At 71.9% G+C, this 25,749-nt stretch carries 17 protein-coding genes; 7 read left to right on the plus strand and 10 right to left on the minus strand.

Annotated elements, in window-relative coordinates:
* Positions 1 to 263 precede the first annotated feature (263 nt).
* The 4 genes from WMF22_RS31475 (at position 264) to aat (ending at position 5,906) form a co-directional block, all read left to right on the plus strand.
* Positions 264 to 3,218 (plus strand): carboxypeptidase regulatory-like domain-containing protein, encoded by a 2,955-nt coding sequence (locus WMF22_RS31475; RefSeq protein ID WP_438032171.1) that lies wholly within the window; start codon positions 264 to 266, stop codon positions 3,216 to 3,218.
* 86 nt (positions 3,219 to 3,304) lie between these two features.
* Entirely contained in the window at positions 3,305 to 4,066 is a 762-nt protein-coding gene (locus tag WMF22_RS31480; RefSeq protein WP_437293695.1) for a hypothetical protein, read from the plus strand.
* Between the two features lie 54 nt (positions 4,067 to 4,120).
* Entirely contained in the window at positions 4,121 to 5,122 is a 1,002-nt protein-coding gene (locus WMF22_RS31485) for a glycosyltransferase (RefSeq protein WP_438032172.1), read from the plus strand.
* A 61-nt stretch (positions 5,123 to 5,183) separates the two neighbouring features.
* The gene (aat, locus tag WMF22_RS31490) at positions 5,184 to 5,906 is read left to right on the plus strand and encodes a leucyl/phenylalanyl-tRNA--protein transferase (protein WP_438032173.1); all 723 of its coding nucleotides are present in this window, start codon (positions 5,184 to 5,186) and stop codon (positions 5,904 to 5,906) included.
* A 39-nt stretch (positions 5,907 to 5,945) separates the two neighbouring features.
* On the opposite strand, the gene rbfA is transcribed toward aat, so the two are convergent.
* From rbfA to WMF22_RS31525, 7 genes are all read right to left on the minus strand, one after another.
* Positions 5,946 to 6,317, minus strand: a complete 372-nt coding sequence (rbfA, locus tag WMF22_RS31495) for a 30S ribosome-binding factor RbfA (RefSeq protein ID WP_437293698.1) — start codon at positions 6,315 to 6,317, stop codon at positions 5,946 to 5,948.
* Positions 6,314 to 6,709, minus strand: a complete 396-nt coding sequence (locus WMF22_RS31500) for a DUF503 domain-containing protein (RefSeq protein WP_437293699.1) — start codon at positions 6,707 to 6,709, stop codon at positions 6,314 to 6,316. Before WMF22_RS31500 ends, rbfA begins: the two co-directional genes overlap by 4 nt.
* A gap of 10 nt (positions 6,710 to 6,719) precedes the next feature.
* Positions 6,720 to 9,842, minus strand: a complete 3,123-nt coding sequence (infB, locus tag WMF22_RS31505) for a translation initiation factor IF-2 (protein ID WP_438032174.1) — start codon at positions 9,840 to 9,842, stop codon at positions 6,720 to 6,722.
* 15 nt (positions 9,843 to 9,857) lie between these two features.
* Entirely contained in the window at positions 9,858 to 10,997 is a 1,140-nt protein-coding gene (locus WMF22_RS31510) for a DUF448 domain-containing protein (protein WP_438032175.1), read from the minus strand.
* Positions 10,998 to 11,036: 39 nt separating this feature from the next.
* Positions 11,037 to 12,662 carry a transcription termination factor NusA gene (gene nusA, locus WMF22_RS31515; RefSeq protein ID WP_438032176.1) on the minus strand — a complete coding sequence of 542 codons (1,626 nt, stop codon included), beginning with the start codon at positions 12,660 to 12,662 and terminating at the stop codon, positions 11,037 to 11,039.
* Positions 12,663 to 12,710: 48 nt separating this feature from the next.
* Positions 12,711 to 13,346 (minus strand): ribosome maturation factor RimP, encoded by a 636-nt coding sequence (gene rimP, locus WMF22_RS31520; protein WP_438032177.1) that lies wholly within the window; start codon positions 13,344 to 13,346, stop codon positions 12,711 to 12,713.
* 366 nt (positions 13,347 to 13,712) lie between these two features.
* A complete protein-coding gene (locus WMF22_RS31525; RefSeq protein ID WP_437293704.1) occupies positions 13,713 to 14,897 on the minus strand; it encodes a phosphoglycerate dehydrogenase in 1,185 nt (394 codons plus the stop codon).
* A 22-nt stretch (positions 14,898 to 14,919) separates the two neighbouring features.
* Between WMF22_RS31525 and WMF22_RS31530 the strand changes: the two genes are divergently transcribed.
* Positions 14,920 to 16,005: an FG-GAP repeat domain-containing protein gene (locus WMF22_RS31530; RefSeq protein WP_438032178.1), complete on the plus strand. Its 1,086-nt coding sequence runs from the start codon at positions 14,920 to 14,922 to the stop codon at positions 16,003 to 16,005.
* Here WMF22_RS31530 and WMF22_RS31535 read toward each other — a convergent pair.
* Genes WMF22_RS31535 through WMF22_RS31545 form a run of 3 tightly spaced genes read right to left on the minus strand, consistent with a single transcriptional unit; the run spans position 15,962 to position 20,227 of the window.
* Complete coding sequence (locus WMF22_RS31535; protein ID WP_437293706.1) at positions 15,962 to 17,809, minus strand: hypothetical protein; 1,848 nt, start codon at positions 17,807 to 17,809, stop codon at positions 15,962 to 15,964. The genes WMF22_RS31530 and WMF22_RS31535 overlap by 44 nt on opposite strands.
* Positions 17,810 to 17,821: 12 nt before the next feature.
* Entirely contained in the window at positions 17,822 to 18,466 is a 645-nt protein-coding gene (locus tag WMF22_RS31540; protein WP_437293707.1) for a hypothetical protein, read from the minus strand.
* 15 nt (positions 18,467 to 18,481) lie between these two features.
* Positions 18,482 to 20,227 carry a protein kinase domain-containing protein gene (locus WMF22_RS31545; protein ID WP_437804337.1) on the minus strand — a complete coding sequence of 582 codons (1,746 nt, stop codon included), beginning with the start codon at positions 20,225 to 20,227 and terminating at the stop codon, positions 18,482 to 18,484.
* Between the two features lie 753 nt (positions 20,228 to 20,980).
* Here WMF22_RS31545 and WMF22_RS31550 point away from each other — a divergent pair.
* Positions 20,981 to 22,867, plus strand: coding sequence for a protein kinase domain-containing protein (locus WMF22_RS31550; RefSeq protein WP_438032179.1), 1,887 nt, complete (start codon positions 20,981 to 20,983; stop codon positions 22,865 to 22,867).
* A gap of 237 nt (positions 22,868 to 23,104) precedes the next feature.
* Positions 23,105 to 25,744, plus strand: coding sequence for a TonB-dependent receptor domain-containing protein (locus WMF22_RS31555; protein ID WP_437293709.1), 2,640 nt, complete (start codon positions 23,105 to 23,107; stop codon positions 25,742 to 25,744).
* The last annotated feature ends 5 nt before the right edge of the window (positions 25,745 to 25,749 follow it).

Genomic DNA, 25,749 nt, shown 5'->3' on the forward strand with positions numbered 1-25,749 from the left:
GGACCGCGGGCGCTCCGGTCGAGCACGTTTGCGACCGAGGCGCCGGCGCGGCGCCGTGCCTCGCGCAGAGAAGGCCGAAAGGCTCGGCACCACCGCGCGGTGTGCCGTACTTATCGAGCCGCGCGGCGCGCCTGTCGCGGAGCTGCTGCCAGCGAAAACCGCTGTTTCACGCGCCGCCCGGAGTGATACAACGGGCCGCGCGCGAGGTCTCCACCGTCCCGATTGGCGGGCGTTTCCTTGTTCGACCTCGCGGGTGAGGCTCGATGCATACGCTTCGGAAGGTGTTTGCCGACAGGCCCCGGCGCGCTGCGCTCACGGCGCTGCCGCTCGTCGGCTCGCTCACGCTCGCGGGCGCTGCCGAGGCGCAGCAGCCGCAGCCGCCCTTCGGACCTCAGCCGATTCCAGGCCAGCCCGCGCAGCCGCCCGGCGCTTTCGGGCCCGAGCAACCTTCCGCGCAACCCGGCCCCTTCGGGCCTCAGCCCGGTCAGCCCGGCCCCTTCGGGCCTCAGCCCGGTCAGCCCGGCCCCTTCGGGCCCCAGCCCGGTCAGCCCGGCCCCTTCGGGCCTCAGCCCGGTCAGCCCGGCCCCTTCGGGCCTCAGCCCGGTCAGCCCGGCCCCTTCGGGCCCCAGCCCGGTCAGCCCGGCCCCTTCGGGCCCCAGCCCGGCTTTCCGGGCGATGCTCCGCCGCAGTTCGGGCCGCAGCCCGGCTTTCCCGGCGACGCTCCGCCGCAGTTCGGGCCGCCGCCGGGCCAACCGCCGCCGGACGGGAGCGTCTCTTTCGGCGCGCAGGCGTCGGTCGGTGATCAGGGCCTCCAGGCCAGCGCGAAGGCGCCGACATCCACCGGGTGGGACGAGGAGGAGCGGGCGCTCTCCCTCACCGCGCAGCCGAACCTGTGGGGCTCGACCGGCCTCCTCAGGACGTCGTACGCGGGCTCGGGCGCGCCGGGCACCTTCCGGGTGTCGTTCCTGCTCGACTGGTTCTCCACGAGCGGCTTCCTCTGCGACCCGGCGGAGTCGACGCTCGCCGGTCACCCGATCACGTGCGGTCCTGACGCGAAGGAGGACTCGGCGAGCCACGTCGGAGCGTTCTTCGCGCTGAACGCGACCCCCCTGCCCTTCCTCGAGGGGTACGCGTCGATCCGCACGTTCGCGAACGCGAACGATCAGGGTCGTCCGCGGCTGCTGCAGGTGCTCGGCGACACGACGTTCGGCGTGAAGGCGTTCACCCCCACGAAGATCGGCAAGCCGTTCTCCTTCGGCGGCGAGGCGCAGCTGCTCCTGCTCAACGGGACCGGCAGCGTCGGCCTCGCCGGCGGCGGCACGAGCGCGGTCTTCCGCGGGCTCGCGTCGCTCGATCTGCGCAAGCCGCAGGGCAAGGGGTTCCCGCTGCGGGTGAACGTGAACCTCGGCTACAAGCTCGACAACTCCGGCGTCCTCGTGGAGGAGATCGAGAAGGCGCGCGCGAAGGCGTTCACGGACGATCGCGAGCGGCAGCCGATCTCGCGGGTCGAGCGGTTCGGGCTCGGCATCAACCGCGTCGACTTCTTCCAGACCCACCTCGGCGTCGAGGTGCCGCTGCCGAAGGTGCAGCCTTACCTGGAGTACACCCTCGACATCCCGGTGAACCGGCAGGGTTACGAGTGCCACACGAAGACCGTGTCGCGCGGCGACGTCTGCCTCGGGCTCGACGACTTCGCGTCTCCTGACCCGCAGAACCAGGGCGGACCGGGTTACGCCGCGGCGCCGTCTCGGCTGTCGCTCGGCGTGCGGGTGACGCCGTTCGAGAAGGCGTTCCGCGGGCTCTCCGGACACGCGGCGTTCGACCTCGGCCTGTCGGCGACCTCCGTGTTCATCGAGGAGGTCGCGCCTCAGGCGCCGTGGACGCTCTATCTCGGGATTGGCTATGCGTACGATACGAAGCAGAAGGAGCCGCCGCCGGCCCCCGCGCCGCAGATCATCAAGGAGCCGCCGCAGCTCGTGCCGGCGCCGCAGACCTTCGCGCGCGGCTTCGTGCACGAGCAGAACAAGCCCGACGCGGCGGTGGCGGACGCCATCGTGACGATCGAGGGCGCGGCTCAGCCGCCGTACGCGACAGGGCCGGACGGCCGCTTCCTCACGCGGCACCTCGATCCGGGGACGTACACCTTCAACATCCGGGCGAACGGGTACAAGCCCGGCACCTGCCAGGCGACGATCCTCCCTGGCGGGGCAGCGCCGGGGCAACCCGGGGCGTTCGGCCCGCAGCCTGGGCCTTTCGGTCCACAGCCCGGGCAGCCCGGCGCCTTCGGTCCGCAACCCGGACAGCCTGGGCCTTTCGGTCCGCAACCCGGGCAGCCCGGCGCCTTCGGTCCGCAACCCGGACAGCCTGGGCCTTTCGGTCCGCAGCCCGGGCAGCCCGGCGCCTTCGGTCCGCAACCCGGACAGCCTGGGCCTTTCGGACCGCAGCCCGGGCAGCCTGGGCCCTTCGGCCCGCAGCCCGGGCCTTTCGGTCCGCAGCCGGGAGGGCCTGGCGCTGCGCCGAGCCCGGCACAGCCGCAGGGGCCGACGTTCGTGGACGTCGACTGCTCCCTCGAGGCGCTGCCCAAGACGGGCAACATCGTCGGGACGGTGAAGGACGCGGAGAGCGGGGACGCGGTCGCTGGCGCGACGATCCGGCTGGTCGACGCTGCGGGCCGCGAGCAGACGGCGACGGCCGACGGCAGCGGCGCCTTCCGTTTCCCCGACCTGCCGGCCGGCGCGGTGACGCTCAAGGTCGAGGCGCAGGGCTACATGAACCACGTCAACCAGGCCGACGTCCGTACGAGCGAGGACACGCGCGCCGCCCTCACGGTGAACAAGCGGCCGAAGATCTCGCTCGTGAAGGTGCTGGGCAACGAGATCAAGATCTCGCGGCAGATCCACTTCGAGACCGACTCGGCGAAGATCCTCGGCGACTCGAACGCGCTGATGGAGGAGATCGCGGACGTGCTCCAGCGGAATCCGAACATCCGCAAGGTCGAGATCCAGGGGCACACCGACAACACGGGCGGGCGTGAGCACAACCAGACGCTCAGCGAGGCGCGGGCGAACGCGGTGCGCGCCTGGCTGATCCGGGCCGGCGTGGACGGCTCGCGGCTGCTCGCGAAGGGCTATGGCCAGGATCGCCCCGTCGCGCCGAACGTCACGCCCGCGAACAAGGCCAAGAACAGGCGCGTTCAGTTCATCATCGTGGAGAAGTGAGCCAGGTCCGCCGCCGGGCGGGCCCCGCATCCGGCCGCGCCTCGGCGTCGCTTGTCGGCGCCGGGGCGCTGCGATAGGGCACGCGCATGATCAAGCAGGTCATCGCGACCGCGCTGGCGGTGGTGGCGGGCTGCGCGGCGCCCACCCCGGCGCCCGATGCCCGGCCAGCCGAGAGCGCCCGGCCCTCCTCGGTCGGCGCCGCGCCCGCGGCGGCAGCAGCGACGCCAGGCACCAGCGCGGCCGAGGTGGCGCCAGCGCCTCGCCCCGAGGACGCAAGCGCGCCGGAGCCGCCGCAGGACGGGAGCGATCGCGCGGCCGCCGAGGCGCCCGCGGCCGGCGCGTCGCCCGGCGCAGGAGCGGAGCCCAGCGCAGGCGCCGAGGCGAGCGCCGCGACCTCCGCCCGCGCGGACAACAAGATCCTGCCGGCGCTCGAGAGCGAGGAGCTCACGGCGCGAGCCAGGGCGTTGTTCGACGCCATCGTGAAGAAGGAGCCAGCGCTGGCCGAGCCCTTCTGGTTCCCCAAGGAGCCGTTCATCCCGCTCAAGGACGTGAAGGACCCCGGCAAGTACTGGGACAACCTCCACGCCGCTTACGTGAACGACGTGAAGTCGATGCATCGGAAGCGCAAGAGCTGGGAGAGGGCGCGGTTCGTCGGCTTCGTGGTGGGCTCGAAGCCGAAGTGGGTGCCTCCGGGGGACGAGGTCAACAAGATCGGCTATTACCGCTCCTTTCACGGCAAGCTGAAGTACGAGATCGACGGGAAGCCGGCGAGCCTGGACGTCCACACGATCATCTCGTGGCAGGGCCGCTGGTACATCACCCACCTCGGCGACTTCAAGAAGCGCTAGGCGTCCGCGCCCGTTCTTGTGGACGCTGCGCGGGCGCGCCGCCATGGTCTCCGCGTGGCGCCGCTCGTCTCCGTCTTGCTCCCGTACCGGCAGGCGGAAGCGACGATCGAGGAGGCGCTGGAGAGCGTGCTCGCCGAGCGCGCGGTCGACCTGGAGGTGGTCGCCGTGGACGACGGCTCGACGGACGGCGGCCCTGCCAGGGTCGCGCGCATCGCGCAGCGCGATCGCCGCGTCCTGCAGGTCGCGACGGGCGGCGTGGGGATCGCACAGGCGCTCTCGCGGGCGGCGGAGGCGGCGCGCGGCGAGCTCCTCGCCCGCATGGACGGCGACGACATCTCGGTCGGCGAGCGGCTCGCGCGACAAGCGGCGACGCTCCTCCGGGATCCGCGGCTCGACGTCGTCGGGGCCCGCGTCGAGGCGTTCGCCGCCGGGCCGATCGGCGAGGGCATGCTGCGCTACGTCGACTGGCTGAACTCGATCGTCACCCCGGAGGACCACGCGCGCGAGATGTTCGTGGAGTCCCCGCTGTGCCACCCGTCGGTGATGCTGCGGCGGAGCGCGCTGGAGCAGGTGGGCGGGTTCCGGGAGGTCCCGTGGGCGGAGGACTACGACCTGTGGCTGCGCCTCGACGCCGCGGGCGCGCGGATGGCGAAGCTCCCGGAGGTCGGCCTGCGCTGGCGGCACCGCGAGGGGCGCGCCACCTTCGCCGATCCGCGGTACGCGATCGCGAGGTTCCTCGAGGCAAAGGCGCACTACCTCGCGAGGAAGCTCGGCCCAGCGCGCCCGGTGGCCGTGTGGGGCGCGGGGAAGACGGGCCGCCGGCTGGCGAGGGCGCTCGCCCGGAACGGCGTGGCGCCCGCGCGGTTCGTGGACATCGATCCGCGCAAGATCGGCCGGATCGCGCAGGGCGCGCCGATCGTCGACCCGTCGCGGCTGGAGCGCGGCGCAGAGACCGTCGTCGTCGCCGTGGGGGCGCGGGGGGCGCGCGCGCTCATCCGCAGCCACCTCGCGGCGCGCGGCTTCGTCGAGGGCTCCGACTACGTGTGCGCCTCCTGAGCGCGCGCCGGGCGACGCTTTGCAAGCGCGCGCTCTTTTGGGAGGATTGGATCCCACAGCGATGCGGGTCCCGGTGCTCACGAGCAAGCTCGACTTCCCTCCGCCAGAACGCGCGACCCCGGAGGGGATCGTGGCCGTGGGCGGCGAGGCCTCGCCGGAGCGGCTGCTGGCCGGCTACCGGCGGGGCATCTTCCCCTGGCCCCACGAGGGGCTGCCGCTGCTCTGGTTCTCCCCGGATCCGCGCTTCGTCCTGCCGCCGCGCGAGGCGCACGTCCCCCACTCGCTGCGCAAGCGGGTGCGCCGGGGCGAGATCGAGGTGCGGACCGACACGGCGTTCGAGCGGGTCATGCAGGCCTGCAGCGCCGCGCCGCGCCCTGGGCAGAACGGCACGTGGATCACCGAGGAGCTCATCGCCGGCTACACGGCGCTGCACGCCGCCGGGGTCGCGCACAGCATCGAGGCGTGGTCGAACGGCGAGCTCGTCGGCGGCCTCTACGGCGTGTCGCTGGGGCGGATGTTCTTCGGCGAGTCGATGTTCGCGCGCGCGCCCGACGCCTCGAAGGTCGCGTTCGCGACGCTCCTCGGGAACCTCGTCGCCTGGGACTTCGCGCTGGTGGACTGCCAGGTGTACACGGACCACCTGGAGCGATTCGGCGCCGTGGAGTGGCCGCGGCGCGAGTTCCTCGGCGCGCTGAAGGTGGCCCTCGACGCCCCGACGAGGTTGGGACCGTGGCGCTTCGACCTCGAGCCCGCGCAGGCGATCGAGCGCCTCATCTCGCGGTGATCGCGCCCGAGCTCCGGCCGCGCGCCGCTCTACCCCGCGCTAGCGCTCGCCGCCCGAGCCGTCCTTGATCTCTCGGAGCAGCTCCTCGATCCGCCGCTCGGCGTCCGGCCCCTCGTCGTAAAAGAAGCGCAGCGTCGGCACCACGCGCAGCCCCATCGTGCGGGCGACGTCCCTGCGCAGCCGGCCCGACGCCGCCTCCAGCCCCTTGAGCAGGGCGCGGCGCGCCGCGGCGTCCTCCGCGCCGAACTCGTGGCGCACGTGGACCTTCGCGCTCTGCAGGTCGTCGGTGATCTCCACGCGCGACACGAGCACGCCGGCGATCCGCGGGTCACGCAGATCCCGGAGCAGGTTGGACAGGTCCTCTCGGAGCCGCTCGGCGACCCGCGTCGCCCGCTTCACCACGCCGCTCATTCGTCGTCCTCTGCGTCCTCGAACATGTCCGAGGACGCTCCCAGATCTCCATCGTCACGGCCGAGCGCCTGCTCGATGCCGCCCTGCACCCCAGCACCTCCATCGCCGAACGGCACGATCTCGGTCGCCCGATCCGTGAGGACGGCGTGCGGCAGCGACCCCGCCATCGCGGCCACGTCCGCGAGGACCTTGTCGCACATGACCGACGAGTTCGAGACGACCGCGACGCCGAGCGTCGCCCGCCTCGGATCGTCGAGCACGCCGACCTCGGCGATCGACACGCGCATCCGGCTCTGCGCCCGCTCCTTCAAGGAGCGCACAACGCTGCGCTTGTCCTTGAGGGAGCGGGCCCCGACGATATCGAGACGGAGACGGAGTACACCCACGAACATCGGATGAGGCTCAGAGCTTCGTCTTGACCTCTTCGATCTCGAAGCTCTCGATGATGTCGCGCTCCTTGATGTCCGAGTAGCCCTCGAGCGAGATGCCGCACTCGAACCCCTCGACCACCTCTTTCACGTCATCCTTGAACCGGCGCAGCCCCGACAGGCGACCCGTCCAGACGACGGCGTTGTCCCGGATGAGGCGCGCCTCGCCGGTGCGCTTGACCGAGCCGCTGATGGCCATGCAGCCGGCGACCGTGCCCGCCTTCGTGATCTTGAAGACCTGGCGGACCTCGGCGCGGCCGAGGACCTTCTCCACCTTGGTCGCGGGGAGGAGCCCCTCCATCGCGCTTCGGATGTCGTCGACGGCGTTGTAGATGATGTTGTAGAGCCGGATCTCGACGCCCTCGTTCTCCGCGAGAGCGCCCGCCTTGCCGGCCGGCCGGACGTTGAAGCCGACGATGATCGCCTTCGACGCGACCGCCAGGTTGACGTCGCCCTCGGTGATGCCACCGACGGCGCCGTTCACGATCGTGACCTTCACCTTCTGGGTCGAGAGCTTCGCCAGCGCGTGGATGATCGCCTCGACCGAGCCCTGCACGTCGCCCTTGATGATCAGCTTGAGCTCGAGCTGATCGGCCTCCTGCAGGTTCTTCGTGATGGACTCGAGCGAGACGCGCGAATCCTGCGGGATGAGCGTCTTCGACGCCTTCTTGCGGCGTGTCTCGGCGATCTCCTCCGCGGTCTTCCCGTCCTTGACGGCGTGGACGGGATCGCCCGCGCTCGGCACCTCGTTGAGGCCGAGGACCTCGACGGGCGTCGCGGGGCCGGCCTCGGCGACGGAGCGCCCGAGCTCATCGGTCATCGCCCTGACCTTGCCCCACGCGGCGCCGGCCAGGAGGATGTCGCCCGTGCGGAGCGTGCCGTCCTGGACCATGACGCGCGCGACCGGGCCGCGGCCGCGATCGAGCAGCGCCTCGATGACGGTGCCGCTGGCGCGCTTCTTCGGGTTGGCGCGGAGGTCCTGGACCTCGGCGAGCAGCAGGACCGACTCGAGGAGCTGGTCGATGCCCTGCCCCAGCTTCGCCGACACGGCGCAGAACATCGTCTCGCCGCCCCACTCCTCGGGCTGGAGCCCGAGGGCCGCGAGGTCGCGCTTGATCTTGTCGGCGTCGGCGCCCGGCTTGTCGATCTTGTTCACCGCGACGAGGATCGGCACCTTCGCGGCCTGGGCGTGCGAGATCGCCTCCTTGGTCTGAGGCATCACGCCGTCGTCGGCCGCGACCACCAGGATCACGATGTCGGTGAGCGAGGCGCCGCGGGCGCGCATCGCCGTGAACGCCTCGTGGCCCGGCGTGTCGAGGAACGCGATCGTGCCGCGCGGCGTCTCGACGCGGTAAGCGCCGATGTGCTGGGTGATCCCGCCGGCCTCTCCCTCGGCGACCGTGGCCTTCCTGATCCTGTCGAGGAGCGAGGTCTTGCCGTGGTCGACGTGGCCCATGACGGTGACGATGGGCGGCCGGATCTCGACCTCCTCGTCGGTGTCGGCCCCGGCCTGCATGGCCGCGGTCAGCGTGTCCTGCTCGCTGACGGCCACGTCCTCGACGCTCCAGCCGAACTCGCTGGCGAGGATCTTCGCGGTCTCGGCGTCGAGCGTGCTGTTGATGTTCACGCCCGTCATGCCCATCGACAGGAGCCGCATGAGCACGTCCGTCGCCTTCAGGCTCATCTTCGCGGCGAGCTGCTGAAGCGTGACCTGCTCCTCGATCTTGATGACCTTCTTGTGCGAGGCCATCTCCTGCGTGGAGACCTGGACCGGCTTTCGCGGGAGCCCGCCGCCTCCCGGGCGCTGCCGCCCGAACATCCCCGGGCGCGTGTTCCGACCGCCCATGGGCCGGCCGCCCGGACCGAAGCTGGGACCGCCAGGGCGCGCTTGCTGGGCGTTGGCGCGCGGGTCGTAGGTCGTGCGGCGCGCCGGCGGCGTGCCGGTGCGTGCAGCCGGCATCGTGACGCCGGGGCGCCCCTGCCAGACCTCGATGCCGGTCTTCGGCGGCGAGGACGGGCGACGCGGCGCCTGTCCCGGCGTGCCGGCCGGCTCTTCCGGCTTGGCCGCGGGCGCCGGCGCGGGCGGCGTGGTCGGCCGAGCGCCCGGGCGGGCGGCGGCCGGAGCTGCAGGCCGCTGCGGCGCGGGCGGCGGCGACGTCGGACGCGACGCCCCCTGCGCGGGAGCAGGCGCCGAGGGCGCGGCTTGCGGCCGGGCCGGCGTCGGCGCCGCGGCTGTTCCGGGCGCTGCGGCTGCTGCGGCAGGCGCAGGCGCTGCGGCAGGCGCAGGCGCTGCGGCAGGCGCTGCGGCAGGCGCCGCTGCTGCGGGCGCTGCGGCAGGCGCAGGGATCGGGGCGGGCGCAGCCGCCTGCGCGGGGGCGGCAGCTGGCGCCTCGGGCGCGGCCGCGACGGGGGCGGGCGCCGGCGCGGCGGCGGTGGCAGGCGGCGCCGCGACAGGCGGCGCAGGCTTCGGCTCGGGCGAGGTCACCTTCGTCTCCTCCGCGGCCACGGACGCCGCGGCAGGCGCGGTTGCTGCGGGAGCGGGAGCCGCCGGGGGCGGCGGCGCAGGGGGCGCAGCCGCAACAGGCGGCATCGCCGGGGCAGGCGCATTGGGCGCGGGTGCGGGAGCAGGCTCGCGCGGGCTCACGGCGACGACCGGCTCGGGGGCCGGCGCCGAGGGCGCTGCGACGGGAGCGGCGGGCGGCGCAACGGGGCGACGGGGCGGCGCTTCTTCCTGAGCGGCGCGCTCGGGCGGCGACGAAGCCAGAGCGGGCTCAGCCGCAGGCCGAGAGGGCGCAGGCTCCGGAGCAGCGCGAACGGGCGCCTCCGACAGGTCAGGCCCACGGCCTGGCGAGGACGGCTCGGGCTCGGCCCCGGGCCGTGCGCGGCGCTTGACGACCGTGGGGCGGATCCTCTCCTCCACCACCTCAGGCGACTTCTGCCGCTCGAGGTGCCGCTTCACCCGCTCGACGACGTCGGACTCGACGGCGCTCATGTGATTGCGCACGTCGCCTATACCCATGGACTGGAAGAGCGCGACCAGCGTCTTCTGGTCCATGTTCAGCTGCTTGGCGACCTCGTAGACCCGGACTTTGCTCATGCACCTCGCTCCACGTTAACCAATCCGCCTCACCCATCCGCGCGGGCGACGATTTGCGGCCACTCTGTCCACCGTCGAGGCGCGTCCGGTAGGACCGGACACCGCCGCCCTGCCCCCGACCGCGCCGCCTCCCCCCGTCCCCGGCGCGGTAGCAAGAAGCCGACCCGACCCACTCTCCGGCACCCGCCGCTCGTCGCGGCTGGTGAGCGCGCCCTCCAGGCCGCCGGTTCTTCCCCCGACATCCTCGGACGCCGAGAGAACCCCGGCCCCGGGGTTCTCGCGCTCCACGCCCGACGTCCCCGGCGCGCGGCGACGCGAGAGGCCAGCATGGCCAGGCGGCGCCTTCCGTTGCTCGGGGCTCCCGCCCTCCTCCGATCGGGCGGCCGCGCTGCGCGAAGGCCGCCCCCTGCGACCGGCGCCGCGGCGTCCGCCCTCCGCGGCGTCTTCGCCCCGCTCGACGCGCGCGCACGTGTCCACGACGTGCGCTGCGTTCGCGACGGCAGCGGCGATCGACGCCGATGAGATCGCCATCAGGCCAACGCCGTGCTCGCGCGGGCCGCCCGCCAGGGCGCCGAGCCCCTGCTCGCTGCCCCACGCGACGGCGCGCCCTTCGGCGACGGCGCGCCTGACCTCCGGCAGATCCGCGCCTGCCGCCGCGTCGCACGCGACCAGGACGAGCGCAGCCTCGCCCCGCACGCACGACCTTACGACCGCGTCGGCGCCCATCGCCACGCTCTGGGAGCGGACGGCGGCACGGAGGAGCCCCTGGAGCCGGCGCTCGGTAGCCTCTCGGATCGCCCGCGCCAGCGAGACGGTCGTGAGCGGTTCGACGCCCTGCGCCTGATCGTCGACGCCCTCGGCGCCTCCTCCAGCGGCCCCCACGATCGCGTGGACACGTCCCTTCGCGGCGCGGGCGAGCCCCCGGGCGACCGCCGCCGAGAGGCAGCCCTGCTGCGGGTGGACGTGTGCGCCCCGCCCGAACCCGCCGTCGCCCGGATCGACCGCGACCACACCGCCGGGACCAAGAATGAGCCGGACGAGCGGACGAGCGCCGCGGACGTCGTCGACGCCGACGCGCTCCCCGCAGCCGACGCACGTGCGCACTCGCCCCTTCTCGAAGGGCTCACGCTCACCCGCGTCGCTCTGTCTGCTCACCGCTGATCCCATCCTCGGCCCTCTATTTCTCCTCGCAGCCTACGCGTGCCTCACTTCTGCGGCGCGACGAACGTCCGCCCGCGCCGCATCGAGCACCTTCTGCTCGCTTTCAACGAAATCCCGCGCCCCCTGCTTGATGGCGCGCGCCTTCTTGATGCCGAGGCCGGTGCGGATCGCCAGCCGATCCTCGTCCTCCCGCAGCACGTCCTCGACGCTGCGGTACCCGGCCTCCTCGAGCAACACCACCGTCCGATCGCCGACGCCACGGATGAACATCAGCCGCTCGCGGTCGGTGAGCGGCTCGGTGCGCGAGCTCGCGGAGCGGATGCGCTCCTGCCGCAGCCGCTCCATCGTCGTGTCCGCCTGCGACTTGATGCGATCGGCGGCCTCGACGCCGCCGAGACCCGGGATGGCCGCGAGCTCCTCGACCGAGGCCTCGCTGACCTCCTCGAGCGCGCGGAAGCCGAGCCGGTACATGGACTTGGCGATCTGCTCCGTCACCACGTCCATCTGCTGCAGGGCGGAGATCGCCTCTTCTTCCATCTGCTTGAACTTGGTCTCGCTGATGATGTCGAGCTTCCAGTTCGTCAGCTGCGCGGCGAGCCGCACGTTCTGGCCCTTGCGCCCGATCGCGAGCGACAGCTTCTCGTCCGGGACCACGAGCTCCATGCGCCCGTCGGCCTCGTCGACGATCACCTTGTGCACCTCGGCCGGCTGGATCGCGGCGATGACGTAGCGCGCCGGATCCCGATCGAACGGCACGATGTCGATCTTCTCGCCGCGGAGCTCCTGGACGACCGCCTGCACGCGCGAGCCCTTCATGCCCACGCACGCGCCCACCGGGTCGACGTCCGCGTCGCGGCTGGTCACCGCGATCTTCGAGCGGGCGCCCGGCTCCCGGGCGACCGACACGATCCGCACGATGCCCTCGTAGATCTCGGGGACCTCGGCCTCGAAGAGCTTCTCGACGAGCCGTGGATCGGAGCGAGAGAGGATGACCTGCGGGCCGCGGGCCTCGCGATCGATGTCCTTCACGTACGCCACGATGCGGTCCCCGGGCCGGTACGTCTCGCGCGGCGTCTGCTCGCGGAACGTGAGCACGCCCTCGGTGCGGCCGATGTCGACGATGATGTTGTTGCCCTTCTCGAACCGCCGCACGATGCCGCGGATGAGCTCGCCCTTGCGATCCTTGTACTCGTTGAAGATGAGATCGCGCTCGGCGTCGCGCACGCGCTGCAGCAGGACCTGCTTCGCCGTCTGCGCGGCGATGCGCCCGAAGGTCGTGCGGCCGTGCTTGAGCTTCAGGATGTCGCCGTATTCCTTGTCCTGATCGCGCGCCTTCTCCGCGTCCTCGGGCCGCCAGAAGACCTGGAAGCCGAGCTCCTCGCCCAGGGTCGCGTCCAGCTTCAGCTTGTCCACGTCAGTGATGGAGATCTCGCGCTCCGGCTCCGTCACGGCCTCGACCACGGTCATGTACTGGAAGAGGTCGATCTGCCCGGTGTCCTCGTTGAAGCGCGCCTCGAGCTCGCGGGTGGGGCCGAAGACGCTCTGCGCGGCCTTCAAGATCGCGGCCTCGATCGTCTCGACGAGGATCTTCTTGTCGATCCCCTTCTCCTTCGCGACCTGATCGAGGATGCTGCCGAGGCTCGTCTCCGAGGTCGGCATCGCTGCCATCGTTGCCATGACGTCCCTGTCTCCTGATCTTTCTTCTCTCTACTTGCGCTTCTCGGAGCCGCGCTCGCTCCGCTTTGAGCCCGACCGCGGAGCCGCCTCCGCGAGCTGCTTCTTCTGCCCCGACTCCTTAGCCGGCTCCTTGCCCTGCCGCTGCCCCTTCTTTGGCTGCGCCGTGAGCTCGAAGACGAGGCGCGCCTCCACGACATCCGCGAACGGGACCGCGATCCGCTTGCCGTCGACCAGCACCGCGACCTGCCCCTCCGGAGCCTCGAGGAGCTCGCCCCGGAGCAACCGCTGACCGTCCGGCGCGGGGCGCGCCAGCTTCACCTTCGCTGTCCTGCCGATGAAACGAGCGAACTCGGCCGCTGTACGCAGCCGCCGGTCGAGGCCAGGCGAGCTGACCTCGAGGTTGTAATGGTTGGGTATGAGATCCTCGGCGTCGAGGACCGATGAGACGTCGCGCGACACATCCGCGCAGTCCTCGAGCGTGACCCCGCCGCCCGCGTCGTCCGCGCCGTCCGCGTTCTCGCGCTCGATCGTGAGCCGCAGCGTCCAGCCCGCCCGCTCCGTGATCCACTCCAGATCGACGAGCGTGATCCCATGCGAGGCCAGCACCGGCGCGACGGCGTCGCGAACGCGCCCGAGATCGAACACGGCTCTGGTCGAAGGCTCCATGGGTTGCTGCATGTGAGAGACGTCACTTTCGGCGGATCCAGGTCCTCCCAGCGCGATCGGCCCCGAGCGAGGGTGCCCGGTGCCTCTGCGCCAAAAAAAAAGAGCCGATTCCCCGAACTGGGAACCCGGCTCGCGGATCCGCCTAGTTGTCGGCGGACAACCTAGTCGAATGCGGGCCTTCATGCAAGGGGGGATACGGGCAAACCGCCCCTGCACGGCCGGAGATCTCCCGCCGGTTCCTCCTCGCGTCGTCGCGTCGTCGCGTCGTCGCTTCCTCGCTTCCTCGCGAGGGCCAGCGGCGCGTCAGCGCTGGAGCGCTCCCCGCCGCGCGGCGGTCACGCGACGCGCCCGCCGGGTCCGCCAGCGTTATGCCAGATTCGGCAGCGCGACGATATCGACGTGCAGGACCTCCTCGAACGCCGCGATTTCCTTCAGACAGGCCTCGCTCGGCCGGCCGGAGACCCGCATCTTCGTGCAGGTCGCAGTGGCCCCCTCGAAGACGGTGTTTGAAATCTCCTCGATGTTGATCCCGTGGCGTTTCATGACGCTGAGCGTGTTCGCGAGGACGCCGACCTTGTCCATCATCCGGACGACGACCGCGTAGCGGGCGGGCGACGTGGCGCAGATGTTGACCACGTTGGGCAGCTCCTCCTCCGTCATGAAGGCGCGGATGATCCGGGCCGTCTCGAGGGCGACCGCGCGCTGGGCCTGCTCCGTCTGCGCGCCGATGTGCGGGGTGCCGTAGACGAGCCCTCGCCCGAGGAGGTGCGACTCGAACGGCGCCGAGCTCTTGTCAGGCTCGGTGGCGAACACGTCGAGACCGACCCGCAGCCCCTTGCGCGGGATGAGCTCCTCGAGCGCGGCGTAGTCCATCACCTCGGGGCGCGCGGCGTTCACGACGATGGCGCCGTCGGGGAGCGCCTCGAGGACGCTCCGGCTGACGATGCCGCGCGTCTGCGGGGTGGCCGTCAGGTGGACGGTGAAGATGTCGGAGCGGGCAGCCAGATCCTCCAGGGTCCGCGCATAGCTGACGTCGAGCTTGGCGGCGCGGCCCGGCGTCAACGAGCGCGACCAGGCGTGCGGCTCGAGCCCGAACGCGCGGGCGCGCAGGAGCACCTCACGGCCGATCGCGCCGAGCCCCGCGATCCCGATCCGCCGACCGAACAGGCCACGGGCCACCGAGTACTTCGCCTTCTCCCAGCGGCCGGCCCGGAGCTCCGACGTCGCATCGACAAGGCGGCGGTCCAGCGCGAGGATGAACGCCATCGTCAGCTCTGCCACCGCGGTCGCGTTCTTGCCGGGACAGTTCGCCACGTAGATGCCGCGCGCGCTCGCGGCCGCGACGTCGATCGTCCCCACGCCGACCCCTGCCCTCACGATCAGGTTGAGCTGCCGCCCGGACGCGATCGCCTTCGCCGTGACCTCGGTGGAACGAACGACGAGAATGCCGATCCCGTCGAGGGCCGCCGGCAGCGTGTCTCTGGTGAGCTCCGGCCGGGACTCGATCTCGATCCCGAGCACCTTGAGCTCTTCCAGAGCCGAGAGGTCCATTTTGTCGGCTACTAGCAGGCGCATGCGGACGGGAACCGTAACAGAAAAGCTCTCGCTGACGATGAGCGTTCTACGCCTCGTCTGCGTCGTCTGCGTCGTCTGCGTCGTCTGCGTCGTCTGCGTCAGTTGCGCCAGCTCATGCGCCAGCGATCATCAGGTTTCTCCCTGGGGTGCAGCGGGCAGACCGACGCTCGGCGCGTTCGTCGCGCCCCCGGACCTCGACGCTCGGCTGCACGCCATCGACGTGGAGGCCGCCGAGCTCGGGCTGAAGCTCGAGGTCGAGCTCCGCGGCGCGCTACGGCGCGGCGGCGAGGTGGTGGTGCGCGGCTACAGCGGGACCGACGCGCTCGGGCGCCGCACCTCGGCGGTCCGCGTGGCGACGCCGCACGGCGTGGTCATCGCCGCGGGGCCGCTCGACAGCGGGCGCGTGGACCGCAGGCAGGCGACCCAGCTGATACCGTCGCTCCTCCCCGGCCACGAGCCGGAGGCGACGGAGCAGCTCGGGGCGTTCCGCTCCGGGACCGATCTCAACCGAGACGGCGCTCCGGACGTCGTGCTCAGAAACGAGGAAGGCGAGCTGGAGATCTGGGCCGTGCAGCCGCTCGGCGCGGCCCGGTACGCCGTCGAGCTCGCGGCGCCGCCGCGGTTCGCGCTCGACGTCGATCAGGATGGCACCCTGGAGCTCGCCGGCCGGATCCCGCTCGGCGAGGGGGATCCCATCGCGCCCGATCTCCTCGACGTCGCCGGGTTCGAGGGAGATCGCTACACGCACCGCGGCAGCGTCGCTCGGGCGTTCCATGCGACGCGCGCGGAAGGCCCCGGCGCGGAGACGGCCGGCCAGGGCAAGCGGCAAGAGCCGCCGAAGGACGACGCCGCGCGCCTGCGGGGGGCGCTCGAGCGGGCCTGGCACGCGGTGCTCGCGGGCAGGCCGGCGGCCGAGGCGCTCGCGACGCTCGACCGAGAGCCGGTGACGCCAGCGCTCCGGGGCGCGTTCTCGGCGCACCGCGCGCGCGTCGCGGCGGCCGCGGGCGGTCCTCCGGCGCCGCCCGGCGCCGGAGGCGTCCCTACTCGTCCGCAGGGAGCATCGGAAACGCCTGCTCGAAGGTGACGAGGATGTCGCCGGGGAGCGCGTCAGGCTCCTTGTAGCCGCGCGTCAGCGGCACCCCCCAGTCGGCGCGCATGACGACGCGGTTGAGCTGCGGGAAGAGGGCCCGCACCCCGAAGCCAGCCGACTGCTTGAGGCGCAGATCGTCGAAGCCGTCGAAGGCGTCGCCGGCGTCGAAGAAGGCCGCGCCCGCGACCTGGCACGACCAGATCTCGAGGGGCCGCGTGCGGAGCTCCAGGTTCGCGGAGAGCACGTCCTCGCCGATGAACGCCGCCGTCGGGTACCCGCGGAGCCGGGTGTCGCCGCCGAGGACCAGCTTCCTGTTCAGGTAGTTCCTGTACCGGTCGAACAGGCGCACGTCGAACACGAGCCGCCCGACGCCGAAGCTCGGCGTGTGGACCCGCGCGCGCGCCTCGATGGAGGCGTCGAAGATCTGCGAGCCGTCGAGCTCGGTGACGGTCTCGACCACGGCGCGCGCGAGGCCGTCGCCGAGCGCGACGGTGTACGCGGCCGCGGCGGAGATCCCGACGAAGCTCCGGCTGGAGTTGAGCGCGGTCGTGACCGGATAGATCAGGATCGCGAGCTCGTGCCCCAGCCGGTAGTCCTCCTGCAGCGCGAGCGTGTTGAAGTCGAGGACGCGCAAGAAGCGGGTCGAGTACGTCGCGTACTTGAACGTCGGCGCGACGCGGGTGTCGCTCACCGGCATCACGCGCTCCTCGAACTCGGCGATCGCGGCAGGGGCGAGGCCCCCGGGCGCGTCGAGGCGATAGACCTTGCGGCTCGCCTCGATGCCCACCGAGACGTCGTGCTTCACGGTCGAGGACCTCGACGCGCCGCCGCCGAAGCTGCGCGTGACGGCGTAGCTGCCCACCAGGAGATCGCTCCGGTAGCGGTACGGGACGCGATCGTCCCCCGGCGTGGCCGCCGCGTCGAAGGTGGCGAGCTTCGTGCCGACGAAGCGGCGGGTCACCTCGTCGCGCCAGGAGATCTCGAGGTCCCAGGCCCACTCCGCCTGCGTCGCGTAGAGCGGCTGCCCGTAGCCGAGCTCGCCGCTCGTGCCCTCGAACTCCCCGGTCTCCCGGTCGAGGATCGCGTTCACCTCGGTCCACAGCCGCACGTGGCTGCCGCCAATGCGCGGCATCGTGTAGGTGACGCCGAGCGAGAGCGCTCCGGGATCGAGCCCGAGCTGCGCCGCGACGGCGTGGTGGACGCCGAGCAGGTTCTGCTCGCTGGGCTGCAGGAACAGGTACTCGAGCTGCCCGCCGGCGATGCGGTAGTCCGAGTTGAGGCGCAGGCTCCAGACGTCCTTGGTGACGACGGCGACCCGCACCCGATCCGGAGCGCCGCCCCGCACGGCGAAGACGAGGACGAGCGACAGCTGGGGCAGGTCGCGCAGGATGCGCGCCGACTCGTCGGCGAGCGCCTGCTCGTAAGGGCGCCCGACCGCGAGCAGCACCTCGCGCCGGATGACGTGCGGCCGCGAGAGCGCGTGGAACCAGTTCAGGAAGGCCGGCGCAGGATCGCGGTCCTCGATCACCTCGAGCGGGACCACGTCGATCCCCTCGACGATCTTGCCCTCGGGGGCAGGCTCGAGCGTCGCGCCGAGGCGCGACAGGACACGCTCGATGGTGGCGCTCTCGTAGCTCGAATAGCCCTCGCGCCGAGCCGGCGCGGCGGGCGCCGCCGGCCCCCCCTGCTCCCCGGCGGCCGCCGCCTTCCCGCCCTGCTGGGCCTGCGCCTCGAGCGCGAGCAGCGCCCCGAGGGCAGGGAACACGCAGCGCACCAGCACGATCGATGCGCTACGCACGAGCCTCTCGCCTCAGAAGGACTCGTTGGCAGGGTACGTCGCCATGACGTTGATCTTGTACTTCACGTACTGGTGCGGGATCGTCCCCCACTCGGGCGTCGGCATGGCCCGCTTCACGCAGCGGAGCAGCTCCTTCGTCTTCGCGCGGCTCACCGTCGTCGACTTGCCCACGTAGAGGTTCGTCCGCTTGCGCCGGAAATCCATCTCGAGGACGAAGCTCACCGTGATGCTCGCCTTGCCGGAAGGGGCGCACTGGACGTTGTCGCGGATCGCGCGCGACAGGCCGTCCTCGAAGAAGGTGACGTGATCGCAGCGCTCGGGCGGGGTGGTGCCCGGGCCGGGGTTCTGGCACTTGAGCGTGGTGAACGGCGAGAGCGTGACGCCCTCGGACAGCCCGGCGCCCGCGTCGGCGAGCGCGCCCGCGTCCCAGGCGTAGGTGCCTGCGTCAGCCGTCGCGGCGTCCGCGGAGGGGATCGACTCGGGCTTCGGGCGCCGCCACAGGTAGAGCGGCACCGCCACCACGATGAGGCCCGCGACGAGCGCGATGATGATCTGGAGCCGCACGGGGCGCTCGCTGCCGCCGCGACCGAGGTAGCGGTACGGCGAGGGCTGAGAGGGCGGACTGGAGGTGGAAGGGAACGGAGGCCGGCTGTTCATCGGACACGCTCAGGCTCAATCGATGAGCGTCCGCGCAGGGCGCCCAGGCTCGCCCTTCACCAGCGTCGCGCCGAGCTCGAGCGTCTCCGGGAGCATCCCCTGGACCTGCGCGACCACCTGCTCGACCACGTGACGGGCCTCGTCGATGCTCGGACCCACGATCGAGACCACGAACTTGAGCGGCCCCGTCCGGCCCGCGACGGCCGGCGTGAGGCTGAGCAGGAGCATCTCGGTCAGATCGATCACCCGCTGCGCCGCCTTCCGCAGGGCGAGCATCTCCAGGATGGTCGGGCGCTCGCTGACCTGGCGGTTCGGCCCGCGCAGCTCGTACCGCGCGACCTGCATCGGCACCTCGGCCCAGTCGGCGAACAGGCCGTCCTCGTCGATCGCCTTCATCAGGTGCTCGCGCACGAGAAGGCCGGTGAGGCCGTCGCGCTTCGCGAGGTACTGCTTCGCGCGCCGGTGCTGCGGCGAGTCCGGGCCGAACGTCACGAGCTTCATCCGGCACTCGCCGACCTGCACCTCGCCGCCGTGCAGCAGCGAGACCTGCGACTTGCGCTCGTAGTTGAAGTCCGCGTAGCTGCCGTTCGTGCTGCCCTGGTCCTCGATGAACCACGACCCCGTCTGCCACTTCAGGATCGCGTGCGCCCCCGAGACGGTCGCCTCGGGCACGCACAGGCTCTGATCGCTGCGGCGGCCGAGCGCGAGCTTCGTGTCGTGCAGCGGCAGCAGGGAGCCCACGATCTCGGGCGCGTTCGTCGCGTACGTCACGAGCAGCGACTGCGCCCCGGGGGTGAAGTTCAGCTTGAGCGCGCCGCCCGGCGGCGGGCCGGGATCGAGGCGCTCGCGCGGCAGCTGGATCGGGCTCGTGGTCAGCTGCGACGGGTTGAAGAAGCGCATGTGCCGCGCCTGCGGCCGCATCGACGGGTCCTCGTTGAGGCCGCGGAAGATCTGCCGCACCTCGTCGATCGACAGGCCCGCCGGCACGTCGAACATGATCTGCTGCTTCATCGTCTTGACCCGCGGCTTGTAGCCGGGCTCCGGGACGCGGCAGGTCCACATCTCCCAGAGGGTCAAGGCCATGGCGTACACGTCGTCCTCGGGGCTCGCGCCGCCGTTGCGCAGCCGCTCGGGAGACATGTAGTTCGGCGTGCCGCCGTCGGGCGGCGCGCCAGGGCGGCGCGCCGAGGCGCGCGCGCGCTCCTGGGCGAAGCCGAAGTCGAGGATCACCGCGCGGCCCTCGGAGACCATCACGTTGCCCGGCTTCAGATCGCCGTGCACGAGGCCCTGCGCGTGGATGGCCGCGAGCCCGTTGCAGACCTCGCTCGCGATCTTGCGGAACTCGTCCGCCGAGTAGCCGCCCTGGGCCTTGCGCTTGCGGATGTGCGTGTGGAGCGTCTGCCCGGGGATCTGCTCCATCACGAGGATGGGGCCCCACGGGCTCGGCGCGAGGTCGTGCACGCGACAGACGTTCGGGTGGCCCACCGAGCGCGCGAGGAGGAGCTCCTGGCGAAGCGCCTCGTCGTCGCCTGGCATGCGCGACTCTTCGCGGACCACCTTGAGGGCCACGGTCTGCTGCGTCGAGCGATCGAAGGCCAGGAAGACCTCGCCCATGCCGCCTTTACCGAGGCTCTGACGGATGTCGTAACGGTCATTGATGACCGTTCCGGCAGTGATGGGAGGAGGGGGTGTCTTGGTCACGGCCCGCGGTGGATAAAAGGAGCGCGAACCGGAGCGTGCCCGACACCGGCTGCGGCGCACAGCGTCGTCCATCTGAACGTCGAGCGCAACGGTCGTTCGGAGGGAGAGGCCAAACCCAGCGCTGCGGCGGCCGCTTCCCCGCTGATTTGGGCCGAGATCGCCCCTCCGAACGTCCCGGCCGCCGGGATCTCTTGACGATGACGGCTGATTTGTTTACGCGGCTCGGCCAGCCCGGCGCACGTCACGCCCGCGCCGGCGCGGGCGTGACGTGCGCCGGGCCAGCGAGCCGTCGAAGCCACGTCCCACCTACCGGACGGGCGAGAAGAGTGGCTCCTCCGCGACGGCGTGGGGACGGCCCAGCGGACCGATGTTCGTCCGGGACGATGCCGACGGTGCAGAGGACGCGAAGGACATCGTCCGACGGACGCCGTCCGAGGGCGCGAACGGGAGCGCGAGGGCGGTCGCGTGCGCGCCGACAGCTCCCCGGCTCCGCTCATGGGCCTCTCGATCGCAGGCACGTCGCTCTCGCGCTCTCTTCACCGACGACGCGAACCGCGCCTGGATCGGCGGCCTCACACGGAACGCGGCTCCCTGCTCAGGGTCGGGTCGCTGTCGTCACCGACGTTCAACCTCGCGCGGCCCGTCACGCATCGACGACCGCACGGACGGCAGCGCACCACGCTCCACGCATTCCCTGCTTGTATCGTGGCACTGCAGATTGACACCTCAGAGTCGCCTCAGTCAGACTGCTCCCGAGGCGGCTGCTGTGTGTCCAATCTTCACCTCCTCCCGCTGCCCGAGCAGAGGCGCGACATGCCTGATAGCCGACAGCGAGAGGTAACCGGCAGCTCGAAGGTCTCGAGGGCTGCCGCGACAGACCCGCTGCTGGGGCGTGTCATCAACGGCCGCTTCACGATCGTCAGCGTCATCGCCCGCGGCGGCATGGGGAAGGTGTACAGGGCCGAGCAGGCGCCGCTCGGCCGCATCTGCGCGCTCAAGGTGCTGAGCCCCAAGTACGAGGGCGACCACGATCCCGAGTTCCACAGACGCTTCTTCCTCGAAGCGTCGATCGCGGCGAAGCTCACGCACCCGAACACGGTCACCGTGTTCGACTACGGCCAGAGCGACGACGATATCTACTACATCGCGATGGAGTACATCGAGGGGAAGACCCTGCACCGCGTGCTCCGCGAGGAAGGGCCGTTCTCCGAGGCGCGCGCGGCCCACATCGCGCGCCAGATCTGCCGGTCGCTCCGCGAGGCGCACGGGCTCGGGGTCGTGCACCGCGATCTCAAGCCGGGCAACGTGCTGCTCGTCGATCACGAGGACGAGCACGACCACGTGAAGGTGCTCGATTTCGGGCTCGTCAAGGACACCCAGAGCGGCGAGGACCTGACCCAACAAGGCCTGTTCATGGGCTCGCCCAAGTACATGGCGCCCGAGCAGATCACCGGCAGCGAGGTCTCGGCGCGCACCGATATCTACGCGCTCGGCGTGATGATGTTCGAGATGCTGTCGGGCCACGTGCCCTTCGACAAGGGCGCGGGCGTCGGGACGCTCATGTCGCACGTCCACGACCAGATCCCGCCGATGCAGGCCCACAACCCGCAGCTCTCCATCTCGCAGACGATGGAGGGGATCGTCTATCGCTGCCTGGAGAAGGACCCGGCGCACCGCTTCTCCTCGATGAACGAGCTCGTCAACGCGCTCAAGCTCACCGCAGGCGGCATCTCCACGCGAGACACGGGCGAGAACCCGCCCATGCCGTCCGGCGCGACGGGCTACCGCGCGTCGCTGCCCTCGTACACGTCGGCCACGCCGTACCCGTCGGCGCCCTCGCGCCCGTCGGCCACGCCGTACCCGTCGGCGCCTTCGCGTCCGTCGGCCACGCCGTACCCGTCGGCGCCCTCGCGTCCGTCGGCCACGCCGTACCCATCGGCGCCCTCGCGTCCGTCGGCCACGCCGTACCCATCGGCGCCCTCGCGCCCGCCGGCCACGCCGCGCCCATCGGCCGCTCCGCTCTCGACGACGAGCGATTTTCCGGGCCTCTCCACGCCGTACTCGTCGCCCCCCGCGAGCTCACCCGCCACCTATACAGGCCCCCTCGCCACGGACAGCGCCCTCAAGCCGCCGGCGGCGCCCGTCTTCGTCCCCCCGTCGATCACCGACGCGATGGGGTCGCGCCCAGCGCCGCCCGCGGAGGGGCTCTCCGCCATCCAGACCGGCGCGAGCCCAGGTCGAAAGGTCATGCCCTGGGCGCTCACCGCGGTCCTCGCGGCCGGGGTCGGCGTCGCCGCCGCCCTGCTGGCGCGCGCGCCGGTCGCCCACACGAGCGCGGCGGCGCGCGAGCAGGGCGCGGTGAGCCCTCCTCCGCCCGCGGCGACAGCGCCGGCGCCCGCGGCGCGCGGGCTGCACATCGAGAGCACGCCGCCCGGCGCGGCCGTCAGGGAAGGCAACAAGGAGCTCTGCGCCGAGACGCCGTGCGAGATCGTCTGGCGAGGGGCCGCAGCCGCGCTCGCGCTGGAGCACGAGCTCGTGTTCGAGAAGCCGGGCTACAAGCCCGCCACGGTGCACGTCTCCGGCGCCGAGGAGAAGGTGCGCGCGAAGCTCGACCCGGACGCGATCCCGGCGCCGGCGACCCCGAACAGGCCCAGGGCGAACACCCAGAAGCCCGAGCCGTACAAGAGCAACCCCTACTGACGAGGGCGCGGACGCGCCCCGGCCGCTCTTCTGGTAGAGTCGCCGCGCTTTCGCGGCTGCGGCCTCTTACCATGGCCGCGGCGGCTTCGCGTTCGCGCGAGGAGCTCACCGGACGCTCCTCGCGTGGACCCGTCGATGAAGTGTTCGGTGTGATGTGGGGAGCAGCGCCGTCAGCGCTCCCGAGCTCTCGCCGGGATCGCCGTCGCTCCCCGGCCCCGCTGAGGACAGGGCGAACTCATGTCGTCTTCCGATTCCTGCTCGCACCGCCGCCGCGACGACGTCCCGGCGCTCGACCCGACCGACGACGCCCGCGCGGCGCGGCCGCGCCGCGCGACGGCGCTCCAGCGGAAGCTCCTCGCCTGCGCCGTCGCCTTCGGCGCGATGACCGCCGCGCGCGGCGCGCTCGCCGACGCCCGCACCGAGGCGCGCCGCCACTTCCGGGCAGGCATGGATCTCATCGCCCAGAAGCAGTTCGACGAGGGCATCCGGCAGCTCCAGAAGGCCAACGAGATCCTCCCCCACCCGAACGTCACCTTCAACATCGCGCGCGCGCACGCCGAGGCCGGCCACATCGAGCAGGCGCTCGCCGCCTACCGCGAGTACATCGCGAGCGATCCCGCGGACCGCGAGCAGGTGACGCGGATCGTGGAGCAGCTGGAGCAGCGCCTCGCCGCGCGGCGCGCCGCGGCGATCCCCGAGCCGAAGCAGCCGCCAGCGCCCGCGCCGCAGCCGCCGGCGCCGCAGCAGCCCACCCCAGGCGAGGCGCCCGCCCCGCCGCCCCCCGCCGGGGAGCCCGCCGCGCAGGGCGCGCCCGCGACGGCCGCGACGAAGGCGCCAGCGCCGGGCCCGAAGGCGGCCCCCGGCGACGCCGCGAGGATCGTCGGCGCGGCCCGGACCGAGGACGTCTACCAGGAGACGGTCGTCACCGCCTCGCGCGGCGCCCAGAGCCCGCTCGACTCCCCGAACTCGACGACCATCGTGACCCGGCAGGACATCCGGCTCTCCGGGATCACGCGCATCCCCGAGCTGCTCCGGCGCGTCGCCGGCATGGACGTCATGCAAATCACGGGCGGCGACGAGAACGTGTCGATGCGCGGCTTCAACAGCCGCCTCGCCAACAAGATCCTCGTCCTCGTGAACGGGCGCACGGTCAAGAACGACGTGCTCGGCTCGACCTTCTGGGAGGCGCTCTCGATCGACGTGGATCAGATCGAGCGCATCGAGGTGGTGCGCGGCCCGGGCTCCGCGCTCTACGGCGCCGACGCCTTCGCCGGCATCGTCAACATCATCACGTTCGAGCCCGGCGTCGGGAAGAGCGGCTTCCGCGCGGGCTACGGCGATCACCGGCAGGGCTACGCCTCGGTGTGGGCCTCCGCGCGCGAGGGCGATTTCGCGTACCGCCTCTCCGCGGGCTACACCCGCTACCCCCGGTGGTCGCGCGAGGTCGCGGACGACCGCATCGACCTCGCGACGAGCGGCCAGAGCCAGGATCTCGGCGCGCAGAACGTCCGCATCGACCTCCGGACCTCGCAGCGGCTCGGGCCGCAGCGCGAGCTCACGGTGGGCGCGGGCTACGCCCGGAGCGAGCTCGACATCTACGGCATCGGCCCCTTCAACGACTACAACCTGGAGGTCGCCAACGCCGACGTCGCCGTCGCGTACCGCAGCGAGAACGTCAACGCGCGGACGTACTACTCGAACCTCGACGGGTACTCGCTGCTCAACGCCGCCTACCTCGGGCACACCCTGTTCGCGGGGCGGCCGCAGCAGCACGTCGTGAACGCCGAGCTCGAGTTCGTGAAGACGCTCCGCGCGCCCGCCCCCGTCGTGCACGACTTCCACATCGGCCTCGGCTACCGGCTCAAGGCGACCTCGTGGAGCTACCTCGCGGACGACATGCCGCTCGAGCACCAGGGCTCGGTGTTCCTCCAGGACTCGATGAAGCTCGGCGAGCGCGTCACGCTGGTCGCCTCCGGGAGGCTCGACTACGTGCCCTACCTGGAGCGGCTCATCCCGTCGCCGCGCGGCTCGGTCATCGTCAAGCCGACCGAGCGCCAGGCGATCCGCCTCTCCGGCTCGACGGCGTTCCGCTCGCCCACGTCGCTCGAGGCCTACGTCGACCTGCCCATCCAGCTCGCGCTGCCCGGCCTCGAGCTCCTCTCGACCTCGAGGACGCCGGGCAGCTCCGAGCGCCCCATCGACCCCGAGCAGATCATCACCGCCGAGGCGAGCTACCTGAACCAGCAGAGCGATTACTTCGAGTTCGAGATCACCGCGTACTACAACCGCGTGAGCGATCTCATCGTGCTCGCCGAGCCGCAGCGCACGACCCTCTCGCAGCGCGCCCACGGGTCCGGGGGGCTGAACCCGGAGACGGGGAGGTACACCTCCGGCTTCGGCGGCTTCGAGAACCAGAGCGACGTCTACCACGTCTTCGGCGGCGAGCTCGGCGGCCGCGTCTACCCCACCGAGGGGCTCGACATCTTCGCCAACTACGCGCTCAACCGCTCGGTGCACACGCGCCCGGACGGGCGCGACGCGCTCGAGGACGCGCGCACCAGCCGGCACAAGGTGAACGCAGGGGTCCAGGTCCGCACGCCGATCGGCGTCGACGGCGAGGTCACGTTTCACTACCAGTCCTCGCAGGTGTGGGCCGAGCAGGTCCCGACGGGGACGGTCATCGCCACGAAGCAGTACGCGCTGCCCGCGTACACGCTGCTCAACGCGCGCGTCGGCTACCGCTTCCTGGACCGCGCCGAGATCTCCGCGACCGTGTTCAACGCGCTCGACGGGCTCGGCGACAACGCGCTGCAGATGCACCCGTTCGGCAACCGCATCGGCCGGCGCTTCATGGGATTCTTCAGCTACTCGCTCTAGGCAAG

It is taken from the genome of Sorangium sp. So ce204, assembly GCF_051526795.1.
Lineage (GTDB): Bacteria > Myxococcota_A > Polyangia > Polyangiales > Polyangiaceae > Sorangium > Sorangium cellulosum_B.